This is a genomic window from Streptomyces sp. SM11, assembly GCF_002910905.1.
Taxonomy (GTDB): Bacteria; Actinomycetota; Actinomycetes; order Streptomycetales; family Streptomycetaceae; genus Streptomyces.
Window position 1 is genome coordinate 16901 of the sequence record NZ_NEUE01000143.1, and the last position, 20855, is coordinate 37755.

Sequence of the window (20855 nt, forward strand, 5' to 3'; positions counted from 1 at the left end):
GACCTCACACGCCGATGTCGCGCCCGTCCCTGCGCCAGACCGCAACGACCGAGGGGCGGACGATCCTGCCCGGCCCGTCGGGCCAGACGCTCGCCGGCTTCTCCACGGAAGCCCCGTCGATCTCGCCCGGGTGCTGGACCGCGACCAGGACGCGGCGGTCCTGGATGACCGGACCACAGGTCTCGGCCCCGGCAGGGACGGTCAGGAACTGCTTCAGTTCGCCACGCCGGTCACCGTGGGTCGCCACGCCGAACAGCCCGTCGTGCAAGCCGAGCTTGTTGCCGTCCGTGGAGATCCACAGGTTGCCGTGGTCGTCGAACGCCACGTTGTCCGGGCAGGAGATGGGGCTCACGTTCTCCTTGGGGAAGCCCGCGTAGTACGTCGACGGATCGTCCGGGTCGCCCGCCACGAGGAACAGCCGCCAGGCGAAGCCGTCGCCCGCCGGGTCGTCCCAGTTCTCCGCGAGCTCCAGGATCTGCCCGTGCTTGTTGCCGTTGCGCGGGTTCGCCTCGTCCGCGCCGGGCTTGCCCTCCTTGCCGCGGTCCGAGTTGTTGGTGAGCGCCACATAGACGCGGCCGGTGCGCGGCGAGGGCTCGACGTCCTCGGGGCGGTCCATCTTGGTCGCACCGACCTTGTCACCGGCCAGCCGCGTGTAGACGTACACCTCGTCGGCGGTCATGCCCGGCACGTGCGAAGTGGTGCCGGTGGCCAGCGGAATCCAGACTCCGCTGCCGTCGAACTCCCCGTCCACGGGCAGCTTGCCGGTGCCGTCGATCTCGGTGACCGGCGAGTCGCCGGTCAGCTTGGCGACGTACAGCGTGCCCTCGTCCAGCAGCGTCAGGTTGTGCTCGCGGGCGGCACGCGAGTTGCCCTTCTTCATCCGCTTGCTGGAGACGAACTTGTAGAGGTAGTCGAACTTCTCGTCGTCGCCCATGTAGACGACCGGGCGGCCGTCGGAGGTGAGCCGGGGCTCGGCGGCCTCGTGCTTGAACCGGCCCAGCGCGGTCCGCTTGCGCGGGGTGGAGTCCGGGTCGTACGGGTCGAGTTCGACGACCCAGCCGAAGCGGTTGGCCTCGTTGGGCTCCTCCGCCAGGTCGAACCGCCGGTCGAACCGCTCCCACTTGCGCCCGGTGGCGCCGGCGCGGAGCCCGTACCGCTTGTGCATGTCGGTGGTGCCGTTGGCGAAGTACTGGTTGAAGTTCTCCTCGCCGTGCAGCGTGGTGCCCCACGGAGTGGTGCCGCCCGCGCAGTTGTTGAGGGTGCCGAGCACCTTGCGGCCCGTGCGGTCGGCGGACGTTCGCAGCAGGGCGCTCCCCGCGGCCGGGCCCGTCATGCGGAACTCGCTGGTCGCGGTCAGACGGCGGTTCAGCGGGTGCCGGTTGACCGGCCCGAGCTTGCCGGTGCGGTGCTCCTCCTGGACGACGACCACGGAGAGTCCGTGCGCCGCCCAGGCGATCTCCACCTGTTCGCGGGTCGGGTTGGCCGGATCGTAGCCGCGGAACATGAGGATCTCGTCCGTGTACTCATGGTTCGCGACCATCACCTGCCGGCCGCGCTCGCCGCGCAGCGGGAGCAGGGAGAGGAAGTCGTTGTTGTAGCCGAACTGGCCGGCCTGCGCCTTCGCCGTCTGCTTGTCCGGGTTGAAGGCGGGCGCGCCGCGCAGGATCGGCTCGCCCCAGCGGATCACCACGTTCTGGGCGTACCCGTCAGGGATGGTGACCTTGTCGTCCTTGTTGGGCGCGACCGGCGAGAACCGCAGGCCACGCGCACCGGACGGGGCCGGTTTGTGGGGGTGGCCCGGTTTGTGCCCGTGCCCGGCGAGCGCGGCGGCCTCGGCCTGCGGGGCGCTCGGGCCGGTCAGGGCGGCGGTCCCGGCAACGGTGGCGACGGTGACCACGGCGGCGGCGCGCATCATCGAGCGGCGCGACACGGCACCGGCGATGATGTCGCCGGCGTACTCGTTGTCGCTGGTGTTGGGCGTCTCCTTGAAGCAGGCGTCCCCGCAGCGGAAGCGGCAGGTCAGTGCGGAACGCCCACCCGGATGCGAGCTGATGAACGGCAGCAGATTGCGCACGTGGATTCCCTCCGTCTGGTGTCGTGCGTGACGGTATGTGCGCCTCCACGCGGTCCGAGGGACTCCCGGTGAACGGCGGGTGAAGTCCGGGCCACCGCTGCTCCCTTGGGGGCCGCCGGTGGACACAGTCGCGGACTCGGTCCGGGAACGGTTTCGGCTCGGTTGACGCAGGGGTGGGCCGCACCGGCGAACGGCCGGATCCGGCCGCTAACCTTACGTATCCGTCCTGGCCAGGGACGAATACACCCAGGTCGGACATTCCCCGCACCCAACTCATGCGAAAGGCCTCGCCCATGGGCATTCGGAGCTTGCTGCGTAAGGTGTTCGGCCGCACGGAGCAGGACGAGCCGGCCACGGCCACCGTCCCGCCCCAGGCCGAGCGCACTCAGCCCAAGGAGCCGGAGCCGGAGACCACTTCGGCGGCCGAGCCCGCGACGGAGCCGAAGGCGTCGATTCCGGCCTCGCCCTCGTCCCCGGACCCGTCATCCACCGACGCACCGTCCACGGCGTCCGCGTCCGAGGCTTCCAACGCCACCGGCACCACCGCCCCCGCCGACTCGACGGAGCGGGACGGCTCACCGGCCACCGACTTGGTGGCGGAAGCCTTCGACAAGGCGGCCGCCGCCGCCAAGCAGTCACCGACCGTCCCCGCACAGGCGTCGGCCCCGGAGGAGACCCCGAAGGCGGAGAAGCCCACGGAGCCGAAGCCTGAGCCGGTGGCCGCCGAGGATCCCGTCAAGGCCGAGGAGCCCGCATCGGTCCCGGAGCCGATCACGATCGACCTTGACCTCGACGCGGCCTCGGAGCCGGAGACCGCAGCGGAGCCGGAGTCCAAGCCGGAACCGGCAGCGGAAGCCGCACAGGCAACGGCGGAGGTCCAGGAGACCGTCCCCGAGGCACCTCAGGCCACACCTGAAGCCCCCAAGGCACCCAAGGCCTCAGCCGCACCGGCAGCCACAGAGACGCCGGAGACCGCGGAGACGCCGGCCATCGCGGAAGAGACCCCGGCGGCCCCTGCCTCACCGGAGCCCGCCCCCGCCGCATCGGAGCCCGCCCCCGGCAAGCCCGCCACCACGCTCGCACGGGTCAAGTCCCGCGCTCCGCAGCTCGTCGCCCCGTACAAGGCGGCGCAGACCGCGCTCAAGGCGCACGGACTGTCCGGGCTCCGCACCCGCGTCTACCTGGTGCTCGACCGCTCCGGTTCGATGCGGCCGTTCTACAAGGACGGCAGCGCCCAGCACCTGGGCGACCGGACGCTCGCACTCGCCGCGCACCTGGACGAGGACGCCACCGTGCCGGTCGTCTTCTTCTCGACCGACATCGACGGCACCGGGTCCATCGAGCTCTCCGGCCACGAGGGCCGCGTCGACGAGCTGCACGCGGGCCTCGGCCGGCTGGGCCGGACGCACTACCACCGCGCGGTCGAGGAGATCGTCGCGCACTACGAGAAGACGGAGGCCACCGGTCCGGCTCTCGTGATCTTCCAGACGGACGGCCCGCCGGACGCCAAGCAGGCCGCCCGGCAGGCCCTCACCGAGGCGGCACGGCTGCCGCTGTTCTTCCAGTTCGTCGCCTTCGGCGAGCAGGACGCGAAGGGCTTCGACTTCCTGCGGAAGCTCGACGCACCGAACGCCGGGTTCTTCCACGCGGGCCCGGCGCCCCGCGAGATCCCGGACGCCGAGCTCTACCGGGAGATCCTCGCCGGACTGCCGGCCTGGACCGCCGCGCGCGCGGCCGGCTCCGAGGCCTGACCGACCGGCAGCCGTACGGTCACGGCGAGACCGCCGCCCTCCGGGCCCGGTACCGCCGTGACCGTTCCGCCGTGGGCCACCGCGATCGACCGGACGATCGACAGGCCGAGGCCCGACCCCTGGCCCATCCGGTCCCGGCCCTCGCCCCGCCGGAACGGCTCGAAGAACCCCGCGATGTCCGACTCGGAGATCACCGGTCCGGTGTTGCGGACCAGCAGGGCGCCCTCCCCGGTCACCGAGATCTCCACCGAACCGCCCGGCACGTTGTACGTGACCGCGTTGGCCAGCAGGTTCGCCACCAGCTGGGCGAGCAGCAGCCGGTTGCCGCGCACGGAACAGGCGGCCACCACAACCTTCACGGCCGGTCCGCCACCCGCCCTCCGGCCCCCCGGACCGCCGCTCACGCCCCGCACCGCCGGATGCCGGGCCGCCTCCTCCTTGACCACCTGGTCGAGGCGGACCGCCTCGCGCTCGTCCGTGGCCAGTCCCTGTTCGCTGCGGGCCAGCACGAGCAGCCCCTCGATGAGCCGCTCGCTGCGCCGGTTGGTGTCCAGCAGGGTCTGCCGGGTGCGGACGAGATCCTCGGGGGAAGGGTCGTCCAGGCCGATCTGGATCGCGGCACGCTGGGTGGCCAGCGGGGTCCGCAGCTCGTGCGAGGCGTTCGCGATGAACCTCCGCTGGCTGTCGAACGCCTTCTCCAGGCGGCCCAGCAGCGCGTCCAGGGTCTCGCCCAACTCCTTCAGCTCGTCGTCGGGGCCGCTGGACGCGATCCGCTCGTGCAGGGTCCGCTCGGAGAGTCTGCGGGCCTTGGCGGTCATCGCGTGGACGGGCCGCAGCACCCGGCCCGCTATCCACCAGCCCACCCCGACCGCACCCGCCGTCATCACGAGCAGCGCGGCGAACGACCAGTTCATGAGCTGCTTGCCGGCCGCGTCTCTGACGTTGTCGGTGATCTCGGAGACGCTGGGCGATCCGGCGGAGCTGCGGGTGACAAGGGGACCCTTCACCGGGTATCCGCGGTCGACGACGTAGCCCGGCGGGCCGACGACGTAGCCGGGCGGGCCGGCGACCGCCGAGGAGGCGATGGCCCGCGCCTCGGTCTCCGTACCGGCGCGGGAGGCCAGGTTGACGGTGGCCAGCAGCGCGGTGCCGAGGACCAGGAAGACACCGCCGTACACGAGGGCGATGCGGGTCCGGATCGTCGAGTGCGGCAGCTTCGCGGCGTCCGCCAGCCGCCGCAGCAGGGCCGGCCGCTTCACAGGGCGTACCCGACGCCCTGAACGGTGCGGATCAGCGCGGGCTCGCCGAGCTTGGCACGGAGCTTGCTCATACAGACGCGCACGGCCCCCGAATGGGGCATCCCCTGCTCGAACAGCAGTTGAGAGCTCGGGGAAGGATCGGCGTTGGCGTCCCAGGCCCGCTCCAGCAGCTCCTCCGCGCTGACCGCGCCGCCGTCGGCCTCCAGGAGCAGTTGCAGCACGGTGAACTCCTTCGGCGAGAGGTCCAGGTCCCGGCCGTCGCGGAGCGCGGAGCGCCGTACGGTGTCGAGCCGGATGCCGTGCCGCTCCAGCTGCGGCGGTACGGGTCTGGCGCTGCGCCGGCGCAGGGCGCGTACCCGGGAGACCAGCTCGGGGAACTCGAACGGCTTGCTGACGTAGTCGTCGGCCCCCAGGTCGAGCCCGGCGACCCGGTCCTCCATGGCGCCGGAGGCGGTGAGCATCAGGATCCGGGTGCGGGAGCCGGAGGCGACCAGGCTGCGGGCCACGTCGTCGCCGTGCACCCGAGGGAGGTCACGGTCGAGCACGACGACGTCGTAGTCGTGCAGGCCGAGGTAGGCGAGGGCCGCGTCCCCGCTGTACACCGTATCGACCGCGAAGCCGGCCCGGCGCAGTCCGGTGGCGACCAGTTCCGCGAGGATCTCCTCGTCCTCGGCGACCAGTACCCGCATGGTGATGTCCTCTGCCTCGTGCACGCTTGTCCGCTCCCTCCCAGGATGCGACTTTCCTACGGGAACCATTACGGGAACGGATGTTTCGCAAAGCTCTCCTCCGGAGGGCACTCCTCCGCCCGCGCGCGGGCCCCAGTTTATCGATGTGAGTGGATCTTGCTGTGGCCGTTAGGATTTCGACCATGGCGGCCACTGGATCCGAGAAGCAGGCGGCGACGGCGTACTACGTCTCGACCCCCATCTACTACGTCAACGACGCTCCTCACCTGGGCCACGCCTACACGACCGTCGCAGGCGACGTGCTCACGCGCTGGCACCGCCAGCGCGGCGAGAAGGTGTGGTACCTCACCGGCACGGACGAGCACGGTCAGAAGATCATGCGCACGGCCGAGGCGAACGACGTCACTCCGCAGGCTTGGTGCGACAAGCTCGTCGAGGAGGCGTGGAAGCCCCTCTGGGAGCATCTGAACATCGCCAACGACGACTTCATCCGGACGACGGAGAAGCGGCACACCGACCGTGTGCAGGAGTTCGTGCAGGACCTGTACGACAAGGGCGAGATCTACAAGGGCGGGTACGAGGGCCCGTACTGCGTGGGCTGCGAGGAGTACAAGCTCCCCGGCGATCTGATCGACGGCGAGGGTGAGTTCTCCGGTCAGAAGCTCTGCCCGGTCCACAAGAAGCCGGTGGAGCTCCTCAAGGAGGAGAACTACTTCTTCAAGCTGAGCGAGTACGGCCCGAAGCTGCTGGAGTTCTACGCGGCGAACCCCGGCTTCATCCAGCCCGAGTCGGCGCGCAACGAGGTCGTGAACTTCGTCGAGCAGGGCCTTCAGGACCTGTCGATCTCGCGCTCGACCTTCGACTGGGGCGTCCCGGTGCCGTGGGACGACCAGCACGTCATCTACGTCTGGATCGACGCGCTGCTCAACTACGCGACGGCCGTCGGCTACGGCGCCAACCAGGAGAAGTTCGACGGTACGTTCCCGGCAAACGTGCACCTGATCGGCAAGGACATCCTCCGCTTCCACTCGGTGATCTGGCCCGCGATGCTGATGGCTCAGGGCCTGCCGCTCCCCGGCAAGGTCGTCGCCAACGGCTGGCTGATGGTCGGCGGCGAGAAGATGTCCAAGTCGAACCTGACCGGCATCAAGCCGCAGGACCTGACCGCGCACTTCGGCGTGGACGCGTACCGCTGGTACTTCCTGCGGGCCATCTCGTACGGCAGCGACGGCTCGTTCTCCTGGGAGGACTTCACCGCCCGTTACACCTCCGAACTGGCCAATGACTACGGCAACCTCGCCTCGCGCGTGGCGGCCATGGTCGGCAAGTACTTCGGCGGTGCGCTGCCGGAGGCGACGGCCGTCGGTGACGCGGAGCGGGCCGTGCAGGAGGGCCTCGCGAAGGCCGTGGCGACCGCCGATCGGAAGATCGGCGAGGAGCTGGACTTCCAGTCCGGCATCCTGGCGGTCTTCGAGTTCGTGAAGCAGGTCAACGGCTACATCACGGAGCAGGAGCCGTGGAAGGTGGCCAAGGACGCCACCCCCGAGGGCCAGGCCCGCCTCGCCACCATCCTGTACACGGCCGCCGAGGCGCTGCGCGGGGTCGCGGTCCTGCTGAACGCCGTGATGCCGGAGACCTCGCAGCAGCTCTGGGAGTCCCTGGGCGCCGAGGAGTCCCTGGGCTCGCTGGCCGGCCAGAAGGTCCAGGACGCGGGCGCGTGGGGCATCCTGCCCGCGGGCGCGACGGTGACGAAGGGCGCGGTGCTGTTCCCGCGCCTGGAGGAGAAGCCGGCGTAGCGCCTCCGTACGTACGTCAGGAGCCCGGGACCGTGAACAGCGGTCCCGGGCTCCTGACGTTCCGGCTTCGGGTCAGCGCGTCCAGCTCTTGAGCGGCTCGGTGTCCAGCTCGATCCCAACCGGGCCGGGGAGGGTGACGGTCTTGCCGTACGGCACGGTGACAACCTGCTCGTAGCGCACGCCGTCGGGCCCCGAGTGGACCTTCACCTCGCAGCTGTCCCGGTCGATCAGCAGATAGACGGGGATGCCGGTCTCGGCGTACGCACGCGGCTTCTCGACCCGGACGCGGCGATCGGTGTCCTCGTCGCACGAGGTGACCTCGACGACCATGAGGACGTCATCGGGGCCGGCCCATTCGCCCTGGCCGACGAAGGCGCCGCTGCGAGCGAGGGTGCCGTCGGGGCGGGCATTGCCCTTGCGATACGTCTCGACGCGCAGGCCCTGCTCCGGATAGAGCCATCGGTTCGGATCCGCCTGCATGCACAGGCGAGTCAGCCACTCGATGATCCGCCCGTGGTCCCCGTCCGGCACAGCCTTGACCCCCAGTTTCCCGTTCACGAACTCCAGCCGCAGTGCCTCCCCAGCACGTATGGCGCTACGGGCAAGCTCTTCGAAGACGTCCTGCGTCAGGACGCGGTCCTCGACCACGCTCACAACGACCTCCTCCTGCACCGGGCCACCGGATCACTTGTACCGGGGAACATCCTCAGCGTACGGGCAAGGGTCCACGCCCGTACGCCCGATCACCGCCCCAGCGTCTCCGCGTCCCCCATCACGATCACCGGGTTCATCGCCGGGTCCAGGGTGCGCAGCAGCTCCTCCATACGCTCCTGCGGGATGGAGACGCAGCCCTGGGTCGGGCCGCCGTGGTCGACGTGGATCCAGATGCCGCCGCCGCGTTCGAGGCCGAGCGGGCGGGTGCGGTCCAGTGGGCTGACGCCCTCCGTGCGGTTGTAGTTGATCGCGACGACGTAGTCGAAGGAGCCCTCCAGCGGCTCTCCGAAGAAGCCCTCGCCGTCCACCGCGAACCGGGGGTGCTCGTCGTACGGCAGCAACGCTCCCGGGTCGGGGAGCCGACCGCCCGCGTCGGTGAGCGGGTAGACGCCCGTGGGGGACCTCAGGTCGCCCGCCACATGGTGGTCGGTCCAGCCCTCCATGCCGTTGTGCGCCGGCCAGGGCCCCGCGACCGGCTGCCAGCCCTTCGCGGGGTCCTCACGGCTGTACAGGACCGCGCTGGACTGGTTGGAGTCGGCCTCCTCGCCGGTCACCACGAACGCCTGCCGGGCCCCGGCGGGGATCCGGGCCAGGGTCTGCTGTCCCAGGTCCGGGATCTCGGCGGGGCGCAGGGCGGGCGCGGCGCTGGGTGAGGCGCTGGGTGAGGCCCCGAGCGCGGACGCGGCGTCGGACCGCGGACCCGCGGCGCCCTGCCCCGGGGCGCCTACGGGGGTCTCCGCGGGAGCGGCACCGGAAGCGCAGCCGGTGAGCAGCAGTGCCAGGACGAGCAGCGGTGCGGCGAGCAGGGTGGGCGGGCGGCGCGGGACGGACACGGTGGCGGGCTCCTCGGGTGGCGGCGGGCAGCGCGACGCGGCAAGGCGGAATGCGAGAGAGGTGTCTCGGTGCCAGTCCTTGCCGGGTCCGGCCCGGCCGAACCCGAACCGGGGCCATCCGGCTGTACCGCGTCGCCCGGCTGTCACCGGCTCCCCGTCGCGCGCGACGAAACAGCCCCCGATCGGGTGATCGGGGGCTGTTTCACGTGAAACATCCGCGGAGCGGAGAAGTTCCTACTTGTCGGCGGCGGGCTTCTCCGACGCGCCCTTCGCGGCGACCGGCTTGCGCAGCTGGATGTTCAGCTCGCGCAGGCGGGTCTCGTCCAGCTCGGTCGGGGCGCCCATCATCAGGTCCTGGGCGTTGCCGTTGAGCGGGAAGGCGATCGTCTCGCGGATGTTCGGCTCGTCGGCGAGCAGCATCACGATGCGGTCGACGCCCGGGGCGATGCCACCGTGCGGCGGAGCGCCGAGGCGGAACGCGCGGAGCATGCCCGCGAACTCGTGCTCGACGGTCTCGCGGTCGTAACCGGCGATCTCGAAGGCCTTGAGCATCAGCTCGGGCTCGTGGTTACGGATGGCGCCCGAGGACAGCTCGATGCCGTTGCAGACGATGTCGTACTGCCAGGCGAGGATGTCCAGCGGGTCCTTCTCCTCCAGGTCGGCCAGGCCGCCCTGGGGCATCGAGAAGGGGTTGTGCGAGAAATCGATCCTGCCGGTCTCCTCGTCCTTCTCGTACATCGGGAAGTCGACGATCCAGCAGAACCGGAAGACGTCTTCCTCGAAGTGGCCGGCGCGCTTGGCGGCCTCGACCCGGACCGCCGACATGATCTTGGAGACCTCGTCGAACTCGCCCGCGCCGAAGAAGACGGCGTGGCCCGGGACCAGCGAGAGGCGCTCGGTGAGCGTCTTGACGTCGGTCTCGGTGAGGAACTTGGCGATCGGACCGGCCAGCGTGCCGTCCTCGCCCACGCGCACCCAGGCCAGGCCCTTGGCGCCGTGCTCGACGGCGTACTCGCCGAGGCCGTCGAAGAACTTCCGGGACTGGCCCGCGGTGTCCGGGACCGGCAGCGCGCGGACGTGCTTGCCGGCGAACGCCTTGAACCCGGAGTCGGCGAAGACGTCCGAGATGTCGACGAGCTCCAGCTTGGCGCGCAGGTCCGGCTTGTCGTTGCCGTACTTCAGCATCGACTCGCGGAACGGGATGCGCGGGAACGGCGAGGTGACCTCGCGGCCGTTGCCGAACTCGGTGAAGAGCTCGGTCATCAGCTTCTCGATCGGCTGGAAGACGTCCTCCTGCTCGACGAAGGACATCTCGACGTCGAGCTGGTAGAACTCGCCAGGCGAGCGGTCCGCGCGGGCGTCCTCGTCGCGGAAGCAGGGTGCGATCTGGAAGTAGCGGTCGAAGCCCGAGATCATCAGCAGCTGCTTGAACTGCTGCGGGGCCTGCGGCAGCGCGTAGAACTTGCCGGGGTTCAGCCGGGACGGGACGACGAAGTCACGGGCGCCCTCGGGGGAGGTCGCCGTGAGGATCGGGGTCGCCATCTCGTTGAAGCCGAGGGCCACCATCTTGGAGCGGATGGAGGCGATCACGGCCGAGCGCAGCAGGATGTTGCGGTGCATACGCTCGCGGCGCAGGTCGAGGAAGCGGTACTCCAGGCGCCGCTCCTCGTTGACGCCGTCCTCGGTGTTGATCGTGAAGGGCAGCGGGCCGGCCTCGCCGAGCACCTCGACCTCGGTGACCTCGATCTCGATCTCGCCGGTCGGCAGCTCCGGGTTGACGTTGTCGGCACCACGCGCGGAGACCTTGCCGTCGACCCGGACGACGGTCTCCTTGGTGAGCTTCGCCAGGGCCTCGTTGCCGGGGGTGCCGGGGCGGGCGACGAGCTGCACCAGACCGTAGTGGTCGCGCAGATCGATGAAGAGGATGCCACCCAGGTCTCGGCGATTGTGCAGCCAGCCGCTCAGCCGGACGTCGGTGCCGACGTCAGAGGCGCGGAGCTCGCCGCAGGTGTGGGACCTGTACCGATGCATCGTCGTTCATCCAGTCTTCGCGTTTGGGGGTGGATCGGAGCCTCCCCAGGCTACCGCCCGGGACCGGGACGCTTCATTTCCCTTACGTCGCCGTACCCGCCCGGCCGCCCGGGCAGGTGGCGGCCCCTCGGTGGCGTCCGCCGAGCAGACCTTCCTAAAGTGGGGCAATGCGCACCGAGGAAGTCCTGGCCGCGATCGCGACGGGCCTGTGGCGCTGGGACAACGCAGCCGGCACGGTCACGCTCGACGCGGAGGCGGCTCGGCTGCTCGGCCTGCCGTCCGGGCCCGGCAGCTACCGGGAAGCCGCGGTGCGCTCCTGTTTCCACCCGGTCGACTGGAACGAGATCTACGGGGTGGTGAACCTCGCGGTCACCGAGGGCACCCTCGCCGAGGCGCGACTGCGGATCGTGGACGGGCGCGGGCAGGTCCTCCGTACCGTGCGCAGCCGCTCCAAGCCGGTCCTCCCGCCGGACCGGGACGCCGAGAGCTACGTCCTGTACGGCACGCTCCAGGAGGTCGCCGAGCCGCAGCCCGGCTCCACCGACGCCGCCCACACGCCGATCACCGGGGACTGGCGCCGGTCCCGGGAGGCGTTCCTGCTGGACGCCGGGCGCGCGCTGGCCGAGGCCCGGTCCACCGCGGAGGTGCTGCGGGTCGCCGGATCGCTGTCCATGCCCGGCTTCTCCCCGGACGGCCTCGCGGTCTTCGGCTCCGCCGGGGAGCGGCTGACGATCATCGGGCACCACGGGCACAGCACGGGGGACGAGGAGCCCTTCACCGACATGCCCCTGGAGACCGACTACCCGGCCGCCGAGGTCGTCCGCACCGGCCGCGCGATCTACCTCCCCTCCCCCGAGGAGTACCGCCGCCGGTACCCGGCCACCTGGCCGCTCGCCCGGCGCTTCGGACGGCAGTCCTGGGCCTTCCTGCCCCTGGTGTCCGCCGGCCGCACGATGGGCGCCTGGATGGCCGGGTTCCGGCATCCGGTGGGGTTCTCCCCGGACGAGCGCGCGGTGCTCTCGACGGTCGCCCGGATGCTCGCCCAGGCCCTGGCCCGTGCCGGGGTGGCCGAGACGGAACGTGAGCTGTCGCTCGGGCTCCAGCGCTCGATGATGCCGACCCTGGGCCCGGACATCCCCGGCATGACGGTGGCCGCGCGGTACGTGCCGACCGGTGGCGGGCTCCAGGTGGGCGGCGACTGGTACGACATGATCCCGCTGCCCAACGGCCGCATCGCCCTGGTCATCGGCGACGTCCAGGGCCACGACGTACGGGCCGCCGGGCTGATGGGCCAGCTCCGCATCGCCCTGCGTGCCTACGCCTCCGAGGGGCACCGCCCGGACGCGGTGCTCTCCCGGGCCTCGCGCTTCCTGTCCGGGCTCACCGACGCGTACGAGAGCGTCGAGGGCGACGCGGAGCCGCCGGCGCCGCGCTTCGCGACCTGCCTGTACGCGGAAGTGAACCCGGAGAACGGGACCCTGGACATCGCCCGCGCGGGCCACCCCGACCCGGTGGTCATCAGCGCCGACGGGACCGCGGTGATCCGGCAGACGGCCGGCGGGCTGCCGCTCGGAATCGAGACGGACTCCGACTACCCCACCACCCGCGTGGTCCTGGAGCCCGGCGAGACGATCATGCTGTGCACGGACGGCCTCATCGAGACCGGCGGGCACGACATGGCCACCGGCTGGACCCGGCTGCGCCCCGTCCTGGAGGAGCCCGCCGAGGACCTGGAACAGTTGGCCGACGCCCTGGTCCAGGCCGTTCACGGGCCGACCTCGCACTACACGACGGGGCCGCTCGCGGACCGGCGGGAGGACGACATCGCGGTCCTGGTGCTGCGGCGCGAGAGCACCCCCGCACGGAAGACGCCGCCGCGCCGCAGCGTCCTGACCATCGCGCAGGCCGAACCCGAGCGGGTCTCGGTCGGCCGCCAGCTCGTACGCGAGCTGCTGCACGACTGGATCGATCCCGAGCAGGTCGACTCGGCGGTCCTGATGCTCTCCGAGATGGCCACCAACGTGCTCGTCCACACGGACGGGGACGCGCTGATGGTGGCGGAGGTCTCCGGTGAGCAGGGAGAGCGGCGGCTGCGCGTCGAGGTCGCCGACGCCAGTGACGAGCTGCCGCACAAGCGGCGGCCGGGCGAGATGGCGTCCAGCGGGCGGGGGCTGGTGCTGATGGAGATGCTGGCGGACGCGTGGGGGGTGGATCCGCGCGGGGAGGGGAAGTCGATCTGGTTCGAGCTGTACGAGTCGGCGGAGCCGGGGGAGTTGACGGAGGCCGCGTCCTGACGCCGCGTCCCTCGTGCCCTTGCCCTCGCGGCCCTGGCCCTCGTGCCCCCGGCCTCCGGAGCGCTCGGGCCCACCCCCGCAACGGTCCGTCCTCAAACGCCGGACGGGCCGGGTTCACCGCCGGACGGGCCGGGGTGGCTGCCGGGCGGGCCGGGATCGCCGGGATCACCGCCGGATGGCCCAGAAGGTGTCCCGAACCCGTTTCGCAGCTCGCCCAGGACGCCGAAGGCCGCCGCGCACAGGGGTACCGCCAGCAGCATGCCGAGCAGGCCCGCCACGCTCGCTCCCGCCGTCAGCGCGACCATGATCATGGCGGGGTGCATCTGGACCGTACGGCTCTGGATCATCGGCTGGAGCACATGCCCCTCCAGCACCTGGACCGCGAGCACCACCCCCAGGGCCCACAGGGCGATCACCAGCCCCCGGTCGGCCAGCGCGACCAGCACCGCCACCGCGCCGGAGAGGAACGCCCCGAGGTACGGGATGTACGCGCCGACGAACACCAGCGCGCCGAGCCCCACCGCGCCGGGAACGTCCAGGATCAGCAGGCCCACCGTGATGCACACGGCGTCGATCAGGGCGATGAACGTGGTGCCGCGCATGAAGCCCTCGACGGCCTCGAACGCCCGGCGCCCCATGGCCTCCACCAGGTCACCGGTGCCGCGCGGGGCCACCGAGTGGGCCAGGTTCACCGCCCGGTCCGAGTCGCGCAGGAAGAAGAAGGTCAGCAGCAGGGCCAGCACGCTGGTCGCCACCAGCGAACCGATCAGGCTGATGCCGCTGAGCAGACCGCCCGCCGCGCTCGCCCCGAACTTCTCGACCAGGTTCTTCGCGTTGTCGGCCAGGTCGTCGACGTCCGTGGCCCCGGCGATGTCCAGATGGTCCACGACCCACTGGCCGGCGTCCCTCAGCGAGTCGACGATCTGGTCGCCGGTGTCGACGAGGGCGGTGACGACGATGTACCCGGCGCCCCCGACCACCGCGACGAGGGCCGCGCAGGTCAGCCCCGCGGCCAGCGACCGGTTGAACCTGCGGGCGATCAGCCACCGGTGAACGGGGCCGAGCAGCGCGGTGCCGAGCAGGGCGAGCAGCACCGGGGTGACCGCGGTCTTCAGGGCGACGACCAGCCAGATCGCGACGGCGGCGACGCCCACGACGAGCAGGACGACACCGCACCAGGCAGCCGCGCGGCGGGCACGCTCGGGAAGGAGGGGCTGGGGTGCGGGCACCCTCCCACCCGATCACGGTGTGCGGCGGCTGTCGCGCCCACCGCCCCGTACGGGTGACGGAGCGTCACACCGTACGGGGGCGGCACGGTCCGGGGCCCGCCGGGCCGTCACCTGTGGCGAACGGCGAGAGGCGTCACATGCCGTGGACCGCGGGGACCGTTCCCAGGCGGCCGGCCTGGAAGTCCTCGAAGGCCTGCTTCAGCTCGGCCTGACTGTTCATCACGAACGGTCCGTAGTGCGCCATCGGCTCCCGGATCGGGCGACCGCCGAGGAGGACGACCTCCAGGTCCGGGGTGTTGCCGTCCTGCCGTTCGTCCGCGCGGACGGTCAGCGAGCCACCGGCCCCGAACACCGCGGTCTGGCCCGTCGTGACGGGGCGGCGCTCCGCGCCGACCGTGCCGCGGCCGGCCAGGACGTACGCGAGGCCGTTGAAGTCCTCGCGCCAGGGCAGCGTCACCTCGGCGCCGGGCCGCACGGTGGCGTGGATCATCGAGATCGGGGTGTGGGTGATGCCGGGGCCCTGGTGGCCGTCGAGCTCACCGGCGATGACCCGGAGCAGCGCGCCGCCGTCGGGGGAGGCCAGGAGCTGGACCTCGCCGCCACGGATGTCCTGGTAGCGCGGGGCCATCATCTTGTCCGACTTGGGCAGGTTCACCCAGAGCTGGAGGCCGTGGAAGAGCCCGCCGGACACGACCAGCGACTCCGGCGGGGCCTCGATGTGCAGCAGGCCCGAGCCGGCGGTCATCCACTGGGTGTCACCGTTCTCGATGGTGCCGCCGCCACCGTTGGAGTCCTGGTGGACGAAGGTCCCGTCGATCAGGTACGTGACGGTCTCGAAGCCGCGGTGCGGGTGCCAGGGGGTGCCCTTCGGCTCGCCGGCGGCGTACTCCACCTCACCCATCTGGTCCATCATGATGAACGGGTCGAGGTGCCGGTAGTTGATCCCGGCGAACGCTCGGCGGACGGGGAAGCCCTCACCCTCGAATCCGCTCGGCGCGGTCGTGACGGCGAGCACGGGACGGGCCGCGGCGTCACCCGAAGCGGCGACCTTGGGCAGGGTCAGCGAGCTGTCGACGGTCACTGCGGGCATGGAAGCCACCTCCGGGTGAGTGTTCTGGAATCAATTTAGTTGAACAGTGAACATCCTGCAAGGTGTCCCGCATTCCCGGGCGGCCGCGCCAGCGGGCCCGCCCGGGACCCGGGCAGCGAAAAGGGCCCGCGCCACTCCTGGCACGGACCCTCACCCGAACTATGAAACCGCAGGTCAGCGACCCACTAAAACGGCACGCCTACCCGTACATACGGCGCATCGCGAAGTCGACCATCTGCTCGACGGCCTTGGCGTCGAAGACCATCCGGTGATCACCCTCCATGTCCAGGACGAAGCCGTAGCCCGTCGGCAGCAGGTCGATCACCTCGGCCCCGGTGATCACGAAGTACTTGGACTCCTTGCCCGCGTACCGCCGCAGCTCCTTGAGTGTGGTGAACATCGGGATCACCGGCTGCTGCGTGTTGTGCAGCGCCAGGAATCCGGGGTTGTCGCCGCGCGGGCAGTAGACCTTCGACGTCGCGAAGATCTGCTGGAAGTCCTCGGCGGAGAGGGAGCCGGTGGTGAAGGCCCGTACCGCGTCGGCCAGGGAGGGCGGCGACGGTTCGGGATACAGCGGCTGCTCCCCGTAGCCGCCGCCCATCTGACCCATCTGGCCCATCTGACCCATCTGGCCCATCTGGCCCATCTGCTGCTGAGCACCAGGGTTCTGGTCGTAGCCGTACATGCTGCAAAGAGTAATCGGACACATCTACGGCTTGAGGGGTTGCGCCTTATTACTGACGGGTAGCATCATCGTAGAGGTCAGCTGATAGACCTACGCCTGCCTGTCGCCCGACCCGCATCACTCCCCGGGGCGCTGTGCGCCACTGCTATTGATTACGGAGCCTTCCCATGGGGCACTACAAGTCGAATCTCCGCGACATCGAGTTCAACCTCTTCGAGGTCCTCGGGCGCGACAAGGTGTACGGCACCGGTCCGTTCGGTGAGATGGACGTCGACACCGCGAAGAGCATCCTGGACGAGATCGCGCGCCTCGCGGAGAACGAGCTCGCCGACTCCTACGCCGACGCCGACCGCAACCCGCCGGTCTACGACCCGGAGACGAAGACCGCCCCGGTCCCGGCGAGCTTCAAGAAGTCGTACCAGGCCTTCATGGACTCCGAGTACTGGCGCCTGGGCCTCCCCGAGGAGATCGGCGGCACCACCTCCCCCCGTTCCTTGATCTGGGGCTACGCGGAGCTGCTGCTCGGCTCGAACCCGGCCGTGTGGATGTACTCCTCCGGCCCGGCGTTCGCCGGCATCCTCTTCGACGAGGGCAACGACGAGCAGAAGAAGATCGCGGAGATCGCCGTCGAGAAGCAGTGGGGCTCGACGATGGTGCTGACCGAGCCGGACGCCGGCTCGGACGTCGGCGCCGGCCGGACGAAGGCCGTGCAGCAGGACGACGGCTCCTGGCACATCGAGGGTGTGAAGCGCTTCATCACCTCGGGCGAGCACGACATGTCCGAGAACATCCTCCACTACGTGCTGGCCCGCCCCGAGGGCGCCGGACCCGGCACCAAGGGCCTCTCGCTCTTCCTGGTCCCGAAGTTCCACTTCGACTGGACCACCGGCGAGCTGGGCGAGCGCAACGGCGCGTACGCGACGAACGTCGAGCACAAGATGGGCCTCAAGGCCTCCAACACCTGCGAGATGACGTTCGGCGACCAGCACCCCGCCAAGGGCTGGCTGATCGGCGACAAGCACGACGGCATCCGCCAGATGTTCCGCATCATCGAGTTCGCCCGCATGATGGTCGGCACGAAGGCCATCGCCGCCCTCTCCGCCGGCTACCTGAACGCCCTGGAGTACGCCAAGGAGCGCGTCCAGGGTCCGGACCTGGCGAACTTCATGGACAAGACGGCCCCCAAGGTCACCATCACGCACCACCCCGACGTGCGCCGCTCGCTCATGACGCAGAAGGCGTACGCCGAGGGCATGCGCTCCCTCGTGCTGTACACCGCCTCCGTCCAGGACGCGATCCAGGAGCAGGAGGCCGCGGGCGAGGACGCCAAGGCGCTCAACGGCCTCAACGACCTGCTGCTGCCGATCGTGAAGGGCTACGGCTCCGAGAAGTCCTACGAGCAGCTCGCGCAGTCGCTCCAGACCTTCGGCGGCTCCGGATACCTCCAGGAGTACCCGGTCGAGCAGTACATCCGGGACGCCAAGATCGACACCCTCTACGAGGGAACCACCGCGATCCAGGGCCAGGACTTCTTCTTCCGGAAGATCGTCCGCGACCAGGGCGCCTCGCTCAACACGCTCTCCGAGGAGATCAAGAAGTTCCTCGCGGGAGCCCAGGGCAACGAGGAGCTGGCCCCCGCGCTGGACTCGCTCGCCACCGCCGCCGTGGACCTGGAGGCGATCGTCGGCACGATGATCACCGACCTCACCGCCACCGGCGAGGACGTCAAGAACATCTACAAGGTCGGGCTCAACACCACCCGCCTGCTGATGGCCTCCGGCGATGTCGTCGTCGGCTACCTGCTGCTCAAGGGCGCGGCCGTGGCGGCCGAGAAGCTGCCGACCGCCTCCGCCAAGGACGTCTCCTTCTACCAGGGCAAGATCGCCGCCGCGAAGTTCTTCGCCGCGAACGTCCTGCCGGGCGTCTCCACCGAGCGCGCGCTCGCCGAGTCGATCGACAACTCGCTGATGGAGCTGGACGAGGCCGTGTTCTAGGACCTCGCACCTCGTCCGTACGTCAACCAGTGCCGCCATCCGGAATTCGTTCGGGTGGCGGCGCTGTCGTATCAGCTGGGTACGCTGAGTGCACGGCCCATAATCCCGTCCATGGGAGGAACCATGACCGCCGAGGCACTGCCCGAATCGCTGCACCGCCAGCCGGACGGCCCGAAGTGGCCGGTCCCGCCGACGGACGGCTACACCGTGGACGACTTCTTCACGCTTGACCTCCCGCCGCACACAGAGCTGATCGACGGGAGCCTGGTTTTCGTGAGTCCGCAGCGAGACTTCCACACGCTGGCGATGTACCTGCTGGAGCAGGGACTGCGGCAGCACGTTCCGAGCGACCTGCGCGTGCGTCGCGAGATGGCGATCGTGCTGAGCAAGAGAAACGCCCCGGAGCCCGACGTCGTCGTGGTCAAAGCAGAAGCGATCAAGGGCCGCCGCCAGACCCGCTACCAGGCCGCCGACGTCCTGCTCGCCGTCGAGGTCGTCTCGCCCGACTCCGAGGACCGCGACCGCGACACGAAGCCCCACAAGTACGCGGCGGCGGGCATCAAGCACTTCTGGCTGGTGGAGATGGCGGGCGAGAACGACCGCCCCATGGTCATCACCTACGAGCTGGACCCGGTCAACAAGACGTACGTCTCCACCGGCGTCCACCACGACCGGCTCAAGCTCTCCGCCCCGTACGACATCGACATCGACCTGACCTCGATCGACGAGCTGTAGGGCAACCGAACTCCCCGGTCACCGGATACCGGACCCCGAGTCCTCGTTACAGTGAAGAACATGAGTTCCCCTCTCCGGTTCGACCGTGCGCACACCGATGACCTGATGTCCTTCCTGGCGGCCAGCCCGTCCCCGTACCACGCCGTGGCGAACGCCGCCGCGCTGCTGGAGGAGGCCGGCTTCCGGCAGGTCGAGGAGACCGCCGCCTGGGACGCGTCGGCCGGTGGGAAGTACGTGCTGCGCGGCGGGGCGATCGTCGCCTGGTACGTGCCGGAGGGCGCGGCTGCGCACACCCCGTTCCGGATCGCCGGGGCGCACACCGACTCCCCCAACCTCCGGGTGAAGCCGCTGCCCGACTCCGGGGCGCACGGCTGGCGCCAGATCGCCGTCGAGGTCTACGGCGGCACCCTGCTGAACACCTGGCTCGACCGGGACCTGGGCCTGGCCGGGCGGATCTCGCTGCGGGACGGCACCCACCGGCTGGTCAACATCGACCGGGCGCTGCTGCGGGTGCCACAGCTGGCGGTGCACCTGGACCGGTCCGCCAACGCCGAGGGGCTCAAGCTCGACCGGCAGAAGCACATGCAGCCGATCTGGGGCCTCGGCGATGTGGAGGAGGGCGACCTGATCCGCTTCGTCGCCGAGGAGGCGGGCGTCGACGCGGAGGACGTCACCGGCTGGGACCTGATGCCGCACGCCATCGAGCCGCCCTCCTACCTGGGCCGGGACCGTGAGCTGGTGGCCGGGCCCCGGATGGACAACCTCCTCTCGGTGCACGCCGCGACCGCCGCCCTGGCCGCCGTCTCCGGACAGCCCGACGCCGACATCCCGTACATCCCGGTGCTCGCGGCCTTCGACCACGAGGAGAACGGCTCGCAGTCCGACACCGGGGCCGACGGGCCGCTGCTCGGATCGGTGCTGGAGCGCTCGGTGTTCGCGCGCGGCGGCACGTACGAGGACCGCGCCCGCGCCTTCGCCGGCACGGTCTGTCTCTCCTCCGACACCGGCCACGCCGTGCACCCCAACTACGCGGAGCGGCACGACCCGACGCACCACCCGGTCGCCAACGGCGGGCCGATCCTCAAGGTCAACGTCAACATGCGGTACGCCACCGACGGCAGCGGCCGTGCCGTGTTCGCCGCGGCCTGCGAGAAGGCGGGCGTGCCGTGGCAGAGCTTCGTGTCCAACAACGCGATGCCCTGCGGCACCACGATCGGACCGATCACCGCGGCCCGGCACGGCATCCAGACCGTGGACATCGGCGTGGCGATCCTCTCCATGCACAGCGCGCGTGAGCTGTGCGGCGCCGACGACCCGTACCTGCTGGCGAACGCGCTCGCCTCGTTCCTCGCGGGCTGACCCGCCGCCCAACCGCCCCCTCGCACATGGTTGTTGCCGGGGCGGGTACGCGCCCCGTACACCGGCCCGGATTCACCGGGCGGTCGAGGAGGCGGAATTCATGGGACTCGGAGGATGCATTCTCCTGATCGGTGGGGGCGCGATCCTGGCGTTCGCCACGGACTGGAAGATGGACACCGTCAACGTCGACCTGGTCGGCTGGATCATGATGCTCGTCGGCCTCATCGGGGTCTTCGTCTACATGAGCGTCGCGCGGCGCCGCCGTATGGTCGTGCCGTCCACCACCGTCGTCCAGGACGAAGAGCAGCGCTACCGCTGACGC

Annotated in this window: 16 protein-coding genes; 7 read left to right on the plus strand and 9 right to left on the minus strand. The window is 70.5% G+C overall.

Going from position 1 to position 20855, the window contains the following annotated elements:
- Positions 1-4: 4 nt before the first annotated feature.
- Positions 5-2074, minus strand: a complete 2070-nt coding sequence (locus B9S58_RS12045) for a PhoX family phosphatase (RefSeq protein WP_103532115.1) — start codon at positions 2072-2074, stop codon at positions 5-7.
- 293 nt (positions 2075-2367) lie between these two features.
- On the opposite strand from B9S58_RS12045, the gene B9S58_RS12050 reads away from it, so the two are divergent.
- Positions 2368-3825 carry a VWA domain-containing protein gene (locus tag B9S58_RS12050; RefSeq protein WP_103532116.1) on the plus strand — a complete coding sequence of 486 codons (1458 nt, stop codon included), beginning with the start codon at positions 2368-2370 and terminating at the stop codon, positions 3823-3825.
- Here the strand turns inward: B9S58_RS12050 and B9S58_RS12055 are convergent.
- Positions 3759-5084 carry a HAMP domain-containing sensor histidine kinase gene (locus B9S58_RS12055; protein ID WP_103532117.1) on the minus strand — a complete coding sequence of 442 codons (1326 nt, stop codon included), beginning with the start codon at positions 5082-5084 and terminating at the stop codon, positions 3759-3761. The two genes, B9S58_RS12050 and B9S58_RS12055, sit on opposite strands and share 67 nt — an antisense overlap.
- Complete coding sequence (locus B9S58_RS12060; RefSeq protein ID WP_219818880.1) at positions 5081-5773, minus strand: response regulator transcription factor; 693 nt, start codon at positions 5771-5773, stop codon at positions 5081-5083. Before B9S58_RS12060 ends, B9S58_RS12055 begins: the two co-directional genes overlap by 4 nt.
- A 182-nt stretch (positions 5774-5955) precedes the next feature.
- Between B9S58_RS12060 and metG the strand changes: the two genes are divergently transcribed.
- Positions 5956-7569: a methionine--tRNA ligase gene (metG, locus tag B9S58_RS12065; protein ID WP_103532119.1), complete on the plus strand. Its 1614-nt coding sequence runs from the start codon at positions 5956-5958 to the stop codon at positions 7567-7569.
- A gap of 72 nt (positions 7570-7641) precedes the next feature.
- On the opposite strand, the gene B9S58_RS12070 is transcribed toward metG, so the two are convergent.
- From B9S58_RS12070 to aspS, 3 genes are all read right to left on the minus strand, one after another.
- Positions 7642-8223 carry a Uma2 family endonuclease gene (locus B9S58_RS12070; protein ID WP_103532174.1) on the minus strand — a complete coding sequence of 194 codons (582 nt, stop codon included), beginning with the start codon at positions 8221-8223 and terminating at the stop codon, positions 7642-7644.
- A gap of 89 nt (positions 8224-8312) precedes the next feature.
- Positions 8313-9116 carry a L,D-transpeptidase family protein gene (locus tag B9S58_RS12075; protein WP_103532120.1) on the minus strand — a complete coding sequence of 268 codons (804 nt, stop codon included), beginning with the start codon at positions 9114-9116 and terminating at the stop codon, positions 8313-8315.
- 234 nt (positions 9117-9350) lie between these two features.
- Complete coding sequence (aspS, locus tag B9S58_RS12080; RefSeq protein WP_103532121.1) at positions 9351-11147, minus strand: aspartate--tRNA ligase; 1797 nt, start codon at positions 11145-11147, stop codon at positions 9351-9353.
- Positions 11148-11314: 167 nt separating this feature from the next.
- On the opposite strand from aspS, the gene B9S58_RS12085 reads away from it, so the two are divergent.
- Positions 11315-13441 (plus strand): SpoIIE family protein phosphatase, encoded by a 2127-nt coding sequence (locus B9S58_RS12085; RefSeq protein ID WP_103532122.1) that lies wholly within the window; start codon positions 11315-11317, stop codon positions 13439-13441.
- A gap of 92 nt (positions 13442-13533) precedes the next feature.
- On the opposite strand, the gene B9S58_RS12090 is transcribed toward B9S58_RS12085, so the two are convergent.
- The 3 genes from B9S58_RS12090 to B9S58_RS12100 form a co-directional block, all read right to left on the minus strand.
- Positions 13534-14670 carry an AI-2E family transporter gene (locus B9S58_RS12090; protein ID WP_103532123.1) on the minus strand — a complete coding sequence of 379 codons (1137 nt, stop codon included), beginning with the start codon at positions 14668-14670 and terminating at the stop codon, positions 13534-13536.
- A 133-nt stretch (positions 14671-14803) separates the two neighbouring features.
- A complete protein-coding gene (locus B9S58_RS12095; protein WP_103532124.1) occupies positions 14804-15760 on the minus strand; it encodes a pirin family protein in 957 nt (318 codons plus the stop codon).
- 199 nt (positions 15761-15959) lie between these two features.
- Positions 15960-16445: an SseB family protein gene (locus B9S58_RS12100; RefSeq protein WP_103532125.1), complete on the minus strand. Its 486-nt coding sequence runs from the start codon at positions 16443-16445 to the stop codon at positions 15960-15962.
- Positions 16446-16612: 167 nt separating this feature from the next.
- Between B9S58_RS12100 and B9S58_RS12105 the strand changes: the two genes are divergently transcribed.
- The 4 genes from B9S58_RS12105 (at position 16613) to B9S58_RS12120 (ending at position 20852) form a co-directional block, all read left to right on the plus strand.
- Positions 16613-18439, plus strand: a complete 1827-nt coding sequence (locus B9S58_RS12105; protein WP_103532126.1) for an acyl-CoA dehydrogenase — start codon at positions 16613-16615, stop codon at positions 18437-18439.
- 111 nt (positions 18440-18550) lie between these two features.
- Positions 18551-19174: a Uma2 family endonuclease gene (locus tag B9S58_RS12110; RefSeq protein ID WP_103532127.1), complete on the plus strand. Its 624-nt coding sequence runs from the start codon at positions 18551-18553 to the stop codon at positions 19172-19174.
- A 60-nt stretch (positions 19175-19234) separates the two neighbouring features.
- Positions 19235-20533 (plus strand): M18 family aminopeptidase, encoded by a 1299-nt coding sequence (locus B9S58_RS12115; protein ID WP_103532175.1) that lies wholly within the window; start codon positions 19235-19237, stop codon positions 20531-20533.
- A 100-nt stretch (positions 20534-20633) separates the two neighbouring features.
- Complete coding sequence (locus B9S58_RS12120; protein ID WP_103532128.1) at positions 20634-20852, plus strand: DUF6458 family protein; 219 nt, start codon at positions 20634-20636, stop codon at positions 20850-20852.
- Positions 20853-20855 lie beyond the last annotated feature (3 nt).

Excerpts from the sequence above, each read along its gene's own strand:
- B9S58_RS12050 (WP_103532116.1), top strand. The coding sequence starts at position 2,368 with ATGGGCATTCGGAGCTTGCTGCGTAAGGTGTTCGGCCGCACGGAGCAG.
- B9S58_RS12060 (WP_219818880.1), bottom strand. The coding sequence starts at position 5,773 with ATGCGGGTACTGGTCGCCGAGGACGAGGAGATCCTCGCGGAACTGGTC.
- metG (WP_103532119.1), top strand. The coding sequence starts at position 5,956 with ATGGCGGCCACTGGATCCGAGAAGCAGGCGGCGACGGCGTACTACGTC.
- aspS (WP_103532121.1), bottom strand. The coding sequence starts at position 11,147 with ATGCATCGGTACAGGTCCCACACCTGCGGCGAGCTCCGCGCCTCTGAC.
- B9S58_RS12085 (WP_103532122.1), top strand. The coding sequence starts at position 11,315 with ATGCGCACCGAGGAAGTCCTGGCCGCGATCGCGACGGGCCTGTGGCGC.
- B9S58_RS12095 (WP_103532124.1), bottom strand. The coding sequence starts at position 15,760 with ATGCCCGCAGTGACCGTCGACAGCTCGCTGACCCTGCCCAAGGTCGCC.
- B9S58_RS12100 (WP_103532125.1), bottom strand. The coding sequence starts at position 16,445 with ATGTACGGCTACGACCAGAACCCTGGTGCTCAGCAGCAGATGGGCCAG.
- B9S58_RS12105 (WP_103532126.1), top strand. The coding sequence starts at position 16,613 with ATGGGGCACTACAAGTCGAATCTCCGCGACATCGAGTTCAACCTCTTC.
- B9S58_RS12110 (WP_103532127.1), top strand. The coding sequence starts at position 18,551 with ATGGGAGGAACCATGACCGCCGAGGCACTGCCCGAATCGCTGCACCGC.
- B9S58_RS12115 (WP_103532175.1), top strand. The coding sequence starts at position 19,235 with ATGAGTTCCCCTCTCCGGTTCGACCGTGCGCACACCGATGACCTGATG.
- B9S58_RS12120 (WP_103532128.1), top strand. The coding sequence starts at position 20,634 with ATGGGACTCGGAGGATGCATTCTCCTGATCGGTGGGGGCGCGATCCTG.